Below are 11,524 nucleotides of genomic sequence, written 5' to 3' on the forward strand. Positions count from 1 at the left end.
CGCCTCTAAACATAAAGAGAAAAAATATAATAAAAGAGCAGATAAAGAACCGTCGCCGTATTCATCAAACGAACCGCACCGAGGATATGTTTCGGCCTGATATCGACATGCGCGTCGCCCATATAGGCGCGGAAGTGTCTCTCGCCGAAGTAATAATTCTCACCGCCGAGGCGGATGTGCAGCGCCCCCGCAACGGGCGCCTCGGCGTATCCGCCGTTCGGGCTGGGGTGCCCCGCAGCGTCGCGCGCCATGATATACATCGCATTGCGGGCGTCGCAGCGGAGGAGGAAGGCTGCCATGACAAAGAGCATCCCCGTGATGCGCGCGGGGACAAAGCCGAGCACATCGTCCACACGCGCCGCCATGCGCCCGAAATAGAGGTAGCGGTCGTTTTTGTAGCCAATCATGGAGTCCATCGTATTCGCCGCACGGTAGAGCACGGCCAGCGGCACGCCGCCAATCGCAAAGAAAAAAAGCGGTGCAATCACGCCGTCCACCGTATTCTCCGCGATGGTCTCAATCACCGCGCGCGCAACATCCGATTCATCGAGGTTTGCCGTGTCGCGCCCCACAATCCAGGCGACGCGCTCCCGCGCCGCAGGCAGATTGCCGGCGGCGAGCAGCGCATAGATATCGCGCCCCGCCTTTCCGAGCATATGCGGCGAAATCGTAAAATAGAGCAGGATAACGCTGACGGCATCGACGCCCCACGATACGGGCAGCTGACGTGCGGCAATGAGAATACACTCGGCCGCACCGTAGGAAAAACAGAGAATGAGCGCCGTCAGCACGGCGCCCATTGCAAGTCGTCGCTCATTCCCGCCATGCGTCGGATAGAGCATACGCTCCAGCCACGCAATCAGACGTCCGAGCAGGGCGACGGGGTGCCACCTTGTCTGCGGATCTCCGAGTATGGTATCGAGAACGTACGCGCACATCGCGACAATAGTCGCACTCGTCATGCGTTTGCCTCCATACCGACAATCGACATCAGTTTCGCCATGTCGAGGCTCTCCCGTACCGTCTCTGCAAGACGGTCATAAGCGCGTTCTTTCCCCTCACGGTAGCGGTACTGCACCGAAAGAGCGGCCAGTCCCCGGCGCGCACGCAGACGGTTGATGATTGCCCGGCGCAGCGCATCGTCGTCAAAGATACCGTGGATATAGGTGCCGCAGACAAGTCCGTCCGCCGAGAGCGCGCCGTCGCGCACATCTGCCGGCCGGCCGCCTGCCGCCACAATCCGGAACGGGCGGTGAACATCCTCCGTAAAGATAGTCTCCCCCATGTGAATCTCATAGCCCGAGAGGTTCTTGCCCGGGATTTTTTCTCCAAGGAACGGGAAATCCGCGCATTCCGCCGTCACCTGACGAAGCCGCTTGTGTGCCGCGAACGTCGTCTCAATCGGCAGATAACCGAATCCCTCGATTTCATCATGCGCCGATTCCGTATGCAGCGGGTCGCATACTTTGCGCCCGAGCATCTGATAGCCCCCGCAGATACCGAAGAGCGGCGTCCCCGCAGATACACAACGGCGAATCGCGGTCTCAAGCCCCGTCGCGCGGATATGGAGCAAATCCTCGGTCGTATTCTTCGACCCGGGCAGGAGGATGAGATCGGGACTCCCCAGCTCCGCGGGCGTACTCACATAGTAAAGAGCAACATCCGGCTCGTCTGCGAGCGCGTCAAAGTCCGTGAAGTTCGACAGTTTCGGCGTGCGGATCACGGCAATGCGGATCCTGTCAGCCGCCGTATTACCTAAACCGCAGCTCTTCTCCTCAAGCGATACCGAGTCCTCCTCGTCGATGCCGAGCTGCTCGATATGCGGAACAACGCCGAGGACGGGCTTGCCCGTCTTTTCCTCAAGGAATTTCAGCGCTGGGGTCAGGAGGGTCACATCGCCGCGGAACTTGTTGATCACAAGCCCCTTAACGAGTGCCCGCTCCTCTTCGTCGAGCAGTTCGAGCGTTCCGACGAGAGAAGCGAGTGCCCCGCCGCGGTCGATATCGGCAATGAGCAGTACGGGTGCCTGCAGATACTTTGCCACCCGCATATTGACGATATCGTTTGCCTTGAGGTTGATTTCGGCGGGGCTGCCCGCCCCCTCGACGACAAGGAGTTCGTATTCGTCTTGGAGCCTCGTAAGCGCGTCTTCCACCGCGTCCCACGCCTTGAGAGAGTATCCCTTATGATATTCGCGGGCGCTCATGTTGCCGACGGGTTCGCCCATGATGACGACCTGCGACTGTGCGTTTCCCGTCGGTTTCAGCAGCACGGGGTTCATATCGACCATCGGCGCGAGCCCCGCCGCCTCCGCCTGCGCGACCTGCGCACGCCCCATCTCGCGCCCGTCGAGGGTGACGTAGGAGTTCAGCGCCATATTCTGCGCCTTGAAGGGGACGACGCGCCGCCCCTCCTGTCGAAAGATACGGCAGAGCGCTGTCGTCAGAATACTTTTCCCAACATGGGAGCTCGTCCCCATCAGCATGATGCTCTTGGCCATACTAAATATCCTCCGCCAGTTTCTGGATGTCCACGGCGAGCCCGCAGGTCACGAGATAAACCTTGTCCGCATGTGCGGCCAAGCGTTGATTCGCGAGCCCCGCCATATCGCGGTAGAGGCGCGCAAGCCTGTTCTCCGGAACGATGCCCGTCCCGACCTCGTTCGTCACAAAGACGGTCGTACCGTCCGCCGCCTGCGCCGCGCAGATGAGTTCGTCTATGCGCGAGAGCACACGCCCCGCAAACGCATCCGCCTGCTGCTCCTCCTCGGAATACCGCAGGATATCGTTGCTGAGGAACATCGTAATACAGTCAAAGAGAACGACCCCATGCCGCGCACCCGCCTCACGAATCGCCGCAGCCGCCTCATAGGGCGCCTCGTAAGTCGTCCAGTCCGCAGGGCGGCGGGACCGGTGGAGCCGCACACGCCGGCGCATCTCCTCATCGTAGACTTGCGAGGTTGCAATATAGGCGACGGAGGTATTCCGCTGTGCCGCGCAGTGCGCCGCATAGCGCTCTGCAAACGTAGATTTTCCCGAGCGCGCGCCGCCCGTCACAAGAATCATCTGTCCCATGTGCGGCATGCCTCCACAAACGACGCGGCCGCCGTCGGACAGCCGGCAAAGTGCAGATGGAGATAGCTGCCGAGCGTCCGATGAAGAGCGCGCCCCGCCGGATATTTCGTCCTGCTGCGCATCTTGGTAAAGGTGAAGGGGCGCGCAGCTCCCTCGATCTCCCCCTCTTCCACGGAGAAATGGAACTCATGTCCATGCAGCGAGAGCCCCGCCGCACCGAATACGGTATCTATATTCTGCACCGCATCCACATAGCCGACCGTCTGCAGTTTTTCTGTCATACGTGCCGTACCGGAGAATACGCCGGCCATCGCATGCGGTGTCCCCGCAAAGTCGACGAGCGTCTCCATCAGATACATATAGCCGCCGCACTCGGCGTAGACGGGCATACCCCGCCCCGCCGCCGCACGGATGGACGCGCGCATCGACGTATTCGCCGCGAGCTGCGCGGCAAACATCTCGGGAAAGCCGCCGCCGATGATAAGGCCGTCCACCCGGGGCAGCTCCGCATCATGGAGCGGGCTGAATGGAACGAGCTGCGCCCCGTGCGCCTCAAGTTCGGAAAGGCTGGCGGCATAGTAAAAGGAAAATGCGTCGTCGCGCGCAATCCCGATGCGGCAGGACGGTTCTGCACTCCGCCGCGCAGCCGGCACATACGAAAGCGACGGCGCGCTGCGCGTAAGCTCTATGATGCGCGCAATATCCAGCCCCGCCTCCACCTGTGCGCCAATCGCGCGGATTGTCTCAGCCGCCTCATTTTCCTCGACGGGCGTGAGGCCAAGATGACGCTCGGGCAGCGCAAGCGCGGCATCGCGCCGCAGCGCGCCAAAAACGGGCATATCGATGCCCGTCATTGCCGCGCGTATCATCTCTTCATGCGTCGCGCTCCCGAGGCGATTGATAAGCACGCCCGCGAGATTGACGTCCGCATCATAGGTACGGAACCCGAGCGCCGTCGCCGCCGCCGATGCGCCGACCGATTTTGCATCGATGACGAGCAGCACCGGCGCATGCAGCGCCTTTGCAATCGATGCCGTCGAACTGATGCCGCTCTGCCCGCCGTCGTAGAGCCCCATAACCCCCTCGATCACGGCGATATCGGCGCCCTCGCATTCGCGTGCAAATATCTCTGTGAGACGAGATTCCGGGACGAGCCATGTATCGAGATTATGCCCCGCGCGACCGCTTGCCATTCGGTGGTAGCCGAGGTCGATATAGTCGGGTCCCACCTTGAACGACTGCACGGTCAGCCCCCGCGCCCGAAGGGCTGCAAGGAGCCCCGTGACGAGCGTTGTCTTGCCACCGCCCGACTGCGTTGCCGCAACGACGATACGGGGTATGTTCCACTCCATACGTGCTCCTCCCGCCCGATTACGGACGCGTATTGTCGATCAGATACATCATCGCGTTGACCGCAGCTGCCGCGATGGGGCTGCCGCCTTTTGTCCCCTCCACCGTGATATAGGGAACGATGCCGTTTGCCGCAAGCTCAGCCTTCGACTCCGCGGCGCCGACAAAGCCCACGGGAATCCCCACGATGCAGGCGGGGCGAATCCCCTCTTCACGTACCATGCGCAGCACCTCGAAGAGCGCCGTCGGCGCGTTGCCGATGGCAACGATGCTGCCGTTCAGATTCTTGCCGAATTGACGCATCGCGATCATCGAGCGCGTGATCCCCTCCCGCTTCGCACGTGCGGCGACATCGGGATCGGCAACGAGACAGTGTACCTCCCCGCCGAAGGAGGCGAGTTTCTTCTTATTGATGCCCGTGCGCACCATTTCAACGTCGGTGTAGACGTGCGCTCCCTTGCGCAGCGCATCCATCGCAACGGCAATTGCCTCCGGATGCACGCGGATAATCGGCGCGTAGCCCACATCCCCCGACGCGTGAATGAGACGCGAATATACCTTCGTCGCAGCCTCATCCAGTCCGAGTGCCGCGAGATGCGGTACGATCAGCTCCATACTGCGGTTTTCAATTGCCATCGGCTCTTTAATAAAATCCATTGTTATTCTCCCATTCTTCCTTATGATTCCTTGATGGAATCGACAAATTCCCGCACTTCCTCAAAGGTGTGCGCAAGATTCGGATAATCCAGCACGGGGCGGTCAATGACGATGACGGGCAGTCCGAGGTCTTCCGCCGCTTGGAATTTTTCATCCGTACCGCCGACCATACCGCTGTTCTTTGTCACAATGACATCGGCCCCGTACTTCTCATACATGCTGCGGTTCAATTCCCGCGAAAAAGGGCCCTGCATCGCGACGATCTGCGCGGGCGTCAGCCCGAGGTCCTCGCAGAGCGCGATCACCTCCGCCGTCGGCAAAACGCGCGCAATAATCGTACGGTCTTTGAGTGTCGGTGCCTTCACAAAGCGCTCGAGATTCCGGCTTCCTGTGGTTAGGAACACCGTTTTCCCAAGACACGCAGCGGTTTCACATGCCTCTTCGTAGCTGTGTACGAGATGTACGTTCTCATAGGATATATCTGTCACATCGCGCTCGTAGCGGATATAGGGCAGACCGGCCGCCGTACAGGCCGCCATCGCGTTACGCGAGACATTGACCGCGTAGGGATGCGTCGCATCCACAAAAATGCGAATGTCGTGCTCCTTAAAAAAATCGAGCAGTCCGTCCTCGTCGAGCGGCGTATCGTTGATGATCAGATTCCCGCCGCCTGCGGTGCGCTGCGCGGCAAGGAGCTGTTCCCCATAGGAACTCACAACCGACGCCGCCACGTCGTGTCCGGCGGCGCAGAGGCGTCGTACCAGTTCCCGTCCGTCCTGCGTGCCGGACGCAACGAAAATCAAAGTCCCGGCTCCCGTTTCTGATAGCCGCGCGGCGTAATCATCCAATCCCCCACGGAGCGCGTCTTGGAGTTGCCGATAATCACGAGCGAGAACATATTGATATCCTCTTTCGTAAAGCTGCCGAGCGTCGAGATGAGCACCGCCTCATTCTCACGGCTTGCGCCCGTCACGACGCCGACCGGCGTCTCGGGAGAACGATGATGCAGGAAAATATCCTGCACCGCATTGATCTGCCCCACGCGTTTATTGCTCCGCGGGTTATAAAGCGCCGCGACAAAATCCCCCTTTGCCGCAAGTTCCGCACGCTCTTGGATAATCTCCCACGGCGTGAGCAAATCCGAAAGACTGATCACAACGAAGTCGTGCATAATCGGCGCGCCGAGCAGCGCGGCCGCCGCGCTCATTGCCGAAACGCCGGGAACGATCCCGCCGAACTCCGGACGCGCCGTCTCGTCGATCTTGACAAGCAGTTCAAGCACGAGTCCCGCCATACCGTAGATGCCGGCATCGCCGCTCGAGATGACGACCACGTTCTCACCGTCCATCGCTTCCTGAATCGCCGCACGACAGCGGTCAATCTCCTGTGTCATGCCCGTATCGAGGACCTTCTTGCCCTCAACGATCTCCGCAATCAGATCCACATAGCGCTTGTAGCCGACGACGACCGAAGCCTCTTCGATCACACGCCGCGCACGGTACGTCATGTCGTCAAGGCTGCCGGGGCCGATGCCCACAACACTTATTTTTCCCATAAGAGTGCCACCGTCACTTTCCCTAATACTGTCCTGCCGAGCGCCATACGCCCGCCGTTATTTCCCGCCGCGCAGAGCGCCGCCGCCTCGGACACATTCCCGACGCCGATCGTCCGCTTGACAAAATCGGACTCTTTCAGCCCGTATCGTTCGACCATATGCGCGAGCTCGCCGCGCGTGTAAAAGATAATCTCCCGCCCGAGCGTCCGCGCGGCTGCGAGAAGGCCTTCTTCCTCACGCTTGACCTCCGTGCTTGCAAGGAGGTCAATGCAGGATACATTCCGCCCAATCTGCCCGCACGCCTCGTTCAGCGCCCGGAGGATATCGTCCTCCGGCACACCTGCGCGGCACCCGACGCCCGCAATGAGACGGCGCGGCGTCAGATAGAGCGTGCGATCCGGCACCTCCGCCGGAACACGCTCCGGCAAGGTGATGATGACGCGGTACCGCCCTTCCTCTACGGGCGAAAGTTCTTCCCGAAAACGTACCGTTGAGATATGCGCGCCGCGCAGTTCCGCTTCGTAAAAATCACACTGCGTCAGCGCCGCATCGAGGAAATAGTCGATATGCTTTCCCTCAAGCAGCGCGGTGTTGAGCACCTGTATTGCCGCTTTCGGCACGGGACGCAGCGCGAGCCGCGCGGCAACCGCATCGGGAGCGCGCACGCCGGTCACGTCGGTCGCCGTCGTAATGACGGGATCGGCGCCGATCGCCGCACAGAGTTTTTGTGTGCATGCATTCGCGCCGCCGACATGTCCCGATAGGAGACTAATCCCATGCCGTCCCTGCTCGTCGAATACGAGCACGGCGGGATCATACAGTTTGCTGTCGATATAGGGCGCGATCATGCGGACGACGATCCCCGTCGCCATGACGCAGACGAGCGTATCATAACGCCCAAACGCATCCCGTATCGCATCCGCAAGCCGTCGGAAATACTGCGCTTCGCATTCCGCGGGCACATGTCCCCGCAGCCGCTCGGGGAAAAAGAGCGTTCCGGCGCTGTCAAGCGCATCATAGAGATGCAGCGCAAGCCGTATCCCGCCCGTCGTCAGCGCAAAGAGCGCCGTTCTCATTTCTTCGCGTCCCGGAACATATGCGAGAACCCGGCGTCATAGAGACGCGAGAGATCGTATTCCGTATTGAGACAGTCGCCGACGACGATCATTGCCGTACGGTCGATATCCTCCGATGCCACCTGCTTTGCAATCGTCTCGAGCGTACCGCGCAGAATCTTCTGCTCCGGCCACGTCGCGCGCTGCACAATCGCAATCGGCGTCGTGATCTCATAGCCGCCCGCCGTAAGCTCGGCAACAACTTCATCGATCATCGAAATCGAGAGGAAAATACACATCGTCGCATGGTGCGCGGCGAGGCTGCGCAGCTTCTCGCGCTCCGGCACGGGGGTCCGCCCCTCGTTGCGCGTGATGATGACCGTCTGCGAGATCCCGGGCAGCGTATACTCCTGCCGGAGCGCCGCCGCCGTCCCGAGGAAAGAACTGACGCCCGGCACAACGTCGTATTCGAATCCGCGCTTTTTCCATGCGTCCATCTGCTCCTGGATCGCACCGTAGATTGCGGGATCCCCCGTATGCAGACGCACTGTCATCTTCCCTTCAGACTCCGCGCGCGCGATGACCTCGACAACCTCGTCGAGCGTCATATGCGCCGAGTTATGAATATCCGCATCCTTTTTGCAGTAGTCCAGCAGCGCGGGGTTGACCAACGAGCCCGCATAAATCACGACATCCGCCGCCGCAAGATAGCGCGATCCCTTCACTGTAATAAGTTCGGGGTCTCCGGGGCCCGCGCCGACAATATGAATCATCTGCTCTCCTCACTTTCTCTCCGCCGTAATGATATAGATCGGATTGAGCGCCTTCGCCATATCGTAGGGACCGACGCGCTCCAGCCGATTGATCTGTACCTGTATCGCCTCATAGGAATAAACATCCTTATGCGCATGGAAATAATCGAGACACGCGGCAACCGTCTGCATCGTGATCGCATTCGCCACAATACGTCCGGCCGGGCGCAGCCGCGCGCCGACGATATCGAGGATATCCGCAAGTTTGCGCCCGCTCCCGCCGATAACGGCCGCGTCGAGCTCCGGCAGTCCCGCGAGCGCATCGGGCGCGGTCCCTTCGACCACGGAAATATTTGCGACGCCGAATTTATTGGCATTCTCCGCGATGAGCGCAATCCCTTCGGGATTCTTCTCAATCGCATACACATGCCCCTGCGGTGCAAGCCGTGCCGCCTCAATGGAGATCGAGCCTGTCCCCGCGCCGACGTCGTAGACGACGGCATCCGGCGCGATCCGCGCCTTAACGAGCGTTAGAACGCGAATCTCTTCTTTCGTCATGGGCACCTTCCCGCGAACGAAAGCTTCGTCTTTGATTCCAATATTCATCACGTATTCTCCCCATCCGCACAAACAATAATAACGCCATGTCCGGCAGGCGCTTCGTGCATTGCCGCACCGAGCGTCGTTTCCTCAATATGCTCGTCCGCATAGGAAAGGCGCGTACAAATATACATGCGGTCGGTGTCATGCCAACCGGAGTCAAGCAGCCGCGCCGCAATCGTCCGCGAGTTATTCTGCCCGTCCGTCAGCATACCGAGCACTGCCGACGGCGCATATCTTAATTCTTCGGGCAGCGGCTCCCGCCCGTGAAAACTCAGGAGACGCGCGCCGTGCCACGGCAGCGCGAGCCGTGCAAAGGCAAGCTGGAGCGAGCCGATGCCCGGAACGACCTCGATTTGACGAATGGGAAACGTGCGTCTAAGCGCATCCAGCAGCGAGTAATACCCGGGATCTCCGGAAACCATCGCCACAACATCGTCCTCGTCGAGCGAAGTACGGATGAAGTCGAGCACGGCGGGAATATCCGCGCCGATGGCGCACTCCTTTGCCCGCCCGTTCGAATAATCCGCGAGGGCGCGGCGCCCGCCCACTAGGATACGCGCATTTTCGATATAATTCTGTGCTTTTGGCAAAAGATAGGAAGAATCTCCGGGGCCGATGCCCACAACGATAATCTTATGCTCCATGCTCAAAGCCTCCAGCCGTGTTCGCGGGCAATCGCACGGGCAGCGTCATCCACACCGAGAATATCGCCCGCAAAGTTCACCATAATCGCACCGACGCGCACCTTTCCGAAAAGGTACCGCTCCGCACGCACGTGAACCCGCTCTGCAATCGCCGCGCAGACGGCTTCCGAGAGCCCCGCCGCCGCGATGCATTCCATCGCGTCCTCCGTCGTATTGGAGGACAGAATCGTACGAACGCCCTCGGTGCTCAAGCCCTCGGCAGCCGCATAGGCGGCGAGTGTCTCAAGGCGTGCGTCCGCAACGCGGTTATGCGTGTGGAACACGCCCGCCGCAATCTTCACAAGCTTGCCCGTATGCCCGAGGATGACGATATTCTTCGCCTCGCGCTCTGCCGCACGGTCGAGCATAAAGCCGATAAAATTGCTCGTCTCAACAACGGCCTCCTGCGGCACGCCGATGGTCAGCGCGATGCGCTCCCCGATCTTGCCGGGCACGAATACCAGCGTGTCCATCCCGGCGGCGAGCGCCACATCGATCTGCGGTACGAGAGAATCCTTGAACGCCTCCTCCGACATCGGACGCAGCACGCCCGTCGTACCGATCACGGAGATGCCGCCCTCGATGCCGAGCACGGGATTGAGCGTTTTCTTCGCGAGCTCGACCCCCGCGGGAATCGAGATGGTAACCACGGCGCCGAAATCTTCCGTTCCCGTCATCTCAGCCACGACGCGGCGAATGAGCTCGCGCGGCCCCTTGTTGATGGACGGTTCCCCCACGGGGAGACTCATGCCGCGTTTCGTTACCGTACCGACCCCCTCGCCCGCGCGGAACTCGATCCCGTCGAGGTCGTCGCGCGGGGTCAGCGTCGTAAACACGGACGCGCCGTTCGTTATGTCGGGATCGTCTCCCGAAAACTTGACGACTTCCGCGCGGATCCCGTCCGGCGTCACAGCGACCTCCTTAACGGGAATCGTGAGCGGCGTGCCGTCGAGCGCCGTAAGCGCAACCTCGTGCCAATCCTCGCCTGCACGGAATAAAAAAGCCGCCTTAACCCCTGCGGCCGCGCATGCGCCGGTCGTATATCCGCTGCGAAGTTCTGCCTTTTCCATATCCCGCCTCATTCTACCAGAAAACAGGATTATTATAACATTCTTCCCTGAAAATGAAAAGGGAGCGCCGCGCTTTTCGCGCAACGCTCCCGAACGAACTCTTATATATGACGGTAGAGACCGATGACCTTGCCCATGATCTGCACATCCTTCTCGTAGAACGGCTCCATCGAGTCGTTCTCCGGCTGCAGACGAATACAGGTCTTCTCGCGGTAAAAGCGCTTCACCGTCGCCGTCTCGCTGTCGATCAGCGCAACGACGATGTCGCCGTTATTCGCCGTCGGCTGCTGACGCACCAATACAAAGTCGCCGTCAAAGATGCCGGCATTGATCATGCTGTCGCCCTGGATCCGCAGCATGAACACATCCTCCGCCGTGCCCAGGAGCGCACGGGGAAACGAGAATACCTCCTCCACGTTCTGCTCTGCGAGGATGGGCTCGCCCGCCGTCACAGTACCGACGAGAGGGATGGGGATGGTTCTGCCCCACGGATTCTCTCCCATGATGTCAATCGCACGGGGTTTCGTCGCATCGCGGCGGATCGCTCCGTTCTCCTCGAGCATAGCGAGATAGCGGTGCACGGTCGAGCTGGATTTCAGCCCGACCGCGGTGCCGATCTCACGCACCGACGGCGGATATCCCTTGTCGATCAAGAAGTCCTTAATGTACTGTAGTATCTCAGACTGACGTCTCGTGGATATTCTCGTTTTCTTCACAGCCCATAC

13 protein-coding genes are annotated in these 11,524 nt (G+C 60.4%); all 13 read right to left on the minus strand.

All coding sequences use genetic code 11. From position 1 onward, the window contains the following. Positions 1-5 precede the first annotated feature (5 nt). Positions 6-962, minus strand: a complete 957-nt coding sequence (gene cbiB, locus HMPREF9161_RS02170) for an adenosylcobinamide-phosphate synthase CbiB (RefSeq protein ID WP_009728040.1) — start codon at positions 960-962, stop codon at positions 6-8. Further along, positions 959-2,500, minus strand: coding sequence for a cobyric acid synthase (locus tag HMPREF9161_RS02175; protein WP_009728041.1), 1,542 nt, complete (start codon positions 2,498-2,500; stop codon positions 959-961). The genes cbiB and HMPREF9161_RS02175 overlap by 4 nt, the downstream gene beginning before the upstream one ends. Before the next feature lies 1 nt (position 2,501). Continuing rightward, the gene (gene cobU, locus HMPREF9161_RS02180; protein ID WP_009728042.1) at positions 2,502-3,074 is read right to left on the minus strand and encodes a bifunctional adenosylcobinamide kinase/adenosylcobinamide-phosphate guanylyltransferase; all 573 of its coding nucleotides are present in this window, start codon (positions 3,072-3,074) and stop codon (positions 2,502-2,504) included. Beyond that, positions 3,062-4,426, minus strand: a complete 1,365-nt coding sequence (locus HMPREF9161_RS02185) for a cobyrinate a,c-diamide synthase (protein ID WP_009728043.1) — start codon at positions 4,424-4,426, stop codon at positions 3,062-3,064. The genes cobU and HMPREF9161_RS02185 overlap by 13 nt, the downstream gene beginning before the upstream one ends. Positions 4,427-4,445: 19 nt before the next feature. Further along, positions 4,446-5,081, minus strand: a complete 636-nt coding sequence (locus tag HMPREF9161_RS02190; protein ID WP_009728044.1) for a precorrin-8X methylmutase — start codon at positions 5,079-5,081, stop codon at positions 4,446-4,448. A gap of 20 nt (positions 5,082-5,101) precedes the next feature. Continuing rightward, the gene (gene cobK / locus HMPREF9161_RS02195; RefSeq protein WP_009728045.1) at positions 5,102-5,884 is read right to left on the minus strand and encodes a precorrin-6A reductase; all 783 of its coding nucleotides are present in this window, start codon (positions 5,882-5,884) and stop codon (positions 5,102-5,104) included. Next, complete coding sequence (gene cobJ, locus HMPREF9161_RS02200) at positions 5,881-6,636, minus strand: precorrin-3B C(17)-methyltransferase (protein WP_009728046.1); 756 nt, start codon at positions 6,634-6,636, stop codon at positions 5,881-5,883. The genes cobK and cobJ overlap by 4 nt, the downstream gene beginning before the upstream one ends. After that, positions 6,624-7,712 (minus strand): cobalt-precorrin 5A hydrolase, encoded by a 1,089-nt coding sequence (locus HMPREF9161_RS02205; RefSeq protein WP_009728047.1) that lies wholly within the window; start codon positions 7,710-7,712, stop codon positions 6,624-6,626. The genes cobJ and HMPREF9161_RS02205 overlap by 13 nt, the downstream gene beginning before the upstream one ends. After that, positions 7,709-8,464 (minus strand): precorrin-4 C(11)-methyltransferase, encoded by a 756-nt coding sequence (gene cobM, locus HMPREF9161_RS02210; protein ID WP_009728048.1) that lies wholly within the window; start codon positions 8,462-8,464, stop codon positions 7,709-7,711. The genes HMPREF9161_RS02205 and cobM overlap by 4 nt, the downstream gene beginning before the upstream one ends. A gap of 9 nt (positions 8,465-8,473) precedes the next feature. Further along, on the minus strand, positions 8,474-9,049 hold the full coding sequence (gene cbiT, locus HMPREF9161_RS02215) for a precorrin-6Y C5,15-methyltransferase (decarboxylating) subunit CbiT (protein WP_009728049.1): 576 nt from the start codon (positions 9,047-9,049) through the stop codon (positions 8,474-8,476). After that, complete coding sequence (cbiE, locus tag HMPREF9161_RS02220; RefSeq protein WP_009728050.1) at positions 9,049-9,690, minus strand: precorrin-6y C5,15-methyltransferase (decarboxylating) subunit CbiE; 642 nt, start codon at positions 9,688-9,690, stop codon at positions 9,049-9,051. The genes cbiT and cbiE overlap by 1 nt, the downstream gene beginning before the upstream one ends. A gap of 2 nt (positions 9,691-9,692) precedes the next feature. Next, entirely contained in the window at positions 9,693-10,799 is a 1,107-nt protein-coding gene (gene cbiD / locus HMPREF9161_RS02225; RefSeq protein WP_009728051.1) for a cobalt-precorrin-5B (C(1))-methyltransferase CbiD, read from the minus strand. Between the two features lie 101 nt (positions 10,800-10,900). Beyond that, entirely contained in the window at positions 10,901-11,515 is a 615-nt protein-coding gene (gene lexA / locus HMPREF9161_RS02230) for a transcriptional repressor LexA (RefSeq protein WP_009728052.1), read from the minus strand. Positions 11,516-11,524 lie beyond the last annotated feature (9 nt).

This window comes from Selenomonas sp. F0473 (assembly GCF_000315545.1).
Taxonomy (GTDB): Bacteria; Bacillota; Negativicutes; order Selenomonadales; family Selenomonadaceae; genus Centipeda.

What these genes read in the sequence shown, in the direction of transcription:
- cobM (WP_009728048.1), bottom strand. Translation starts at nt 8,464, where the DNA reads ATGATTCATATTGTCGGCGCGGGCCCCGGAGACCCCGAACTTATTACA.
- cbiE (WP_009728050.1), bottom strand. Translation starts at nt 9,690, where the DNA reads ATGGAGCATAAGATTATCGTTGTGGGCATCGGCCCCGGAGATTCTTCC.
- HMPREF9161_RS02175 (WP_009728041.1), bottom strand. Translation starts at nt 2,500, where the DNA reads ATGGCCAAGAGCATCATGCTGATGGGGACGAGCTCCCATGTTGGGAAA.
- cbiB (WP_009728040.1), bottom strand. Translation starts at nt 962, where the DNA reads ATGACGAGTGCGACTATTGTCGCGATGTGCGCGTACGTTCTCGATACC.
- HMPREF9161_RS02205 (WP_009728047.1), bottom strand. Translation starts at nt 7,712, where the DNA reads ATGAGAACGGCGCTCTTTGCGCTGACGACGGGCGGGATACGGCTTGCG.
- cobU (WP_009728042.1), bottom strand. Translation starts at nt 3,074, where the DNA reads ATGGGACAGATGATTCTTGTGACGGGCGGCGCGCGCTCGGGAAAATCT.
- HMPREF9161_RS02185 (WP_009728043.1), bottom strand. Translation starts at nt 4,426, where the DNA reads ATGGAGTGGAACATACCCCGTATCGTCGTTGCGGCAACGCAGTCGGGC.
- cobJ (WP_009728046.1), bottom strand. Translation starts at nt 6,636, where the DNA reads ATGGGAAAAATAAGTGTTGTGGGCATCGGCCCCGGCAGCCTTGACGAC.
- cbiT (WP_009728049.1), bottom strand. Translation starts at nt 9,049, where the DNA reads ATGAATATTGGAATCAAAGACGAAGCTTTCGTTCGCGGGAAGGTGCCC.
- HMPREF9161_RS02190 (WP_009728044.1), bottom strand. Translation starts at nt 5,081, where the DNA reads ATGGATTTTATTAAAGAGCCGATGGCAATTGAAAACCGCAGTATGGAG.
- cbiD (WP_009728051.1), bottom strand. Translation starts at nt 10,799, where the DNA reads ATGGAAAAGGCAGAACTTCGCAGCGGATATACGACCGGCGCATGCGCG.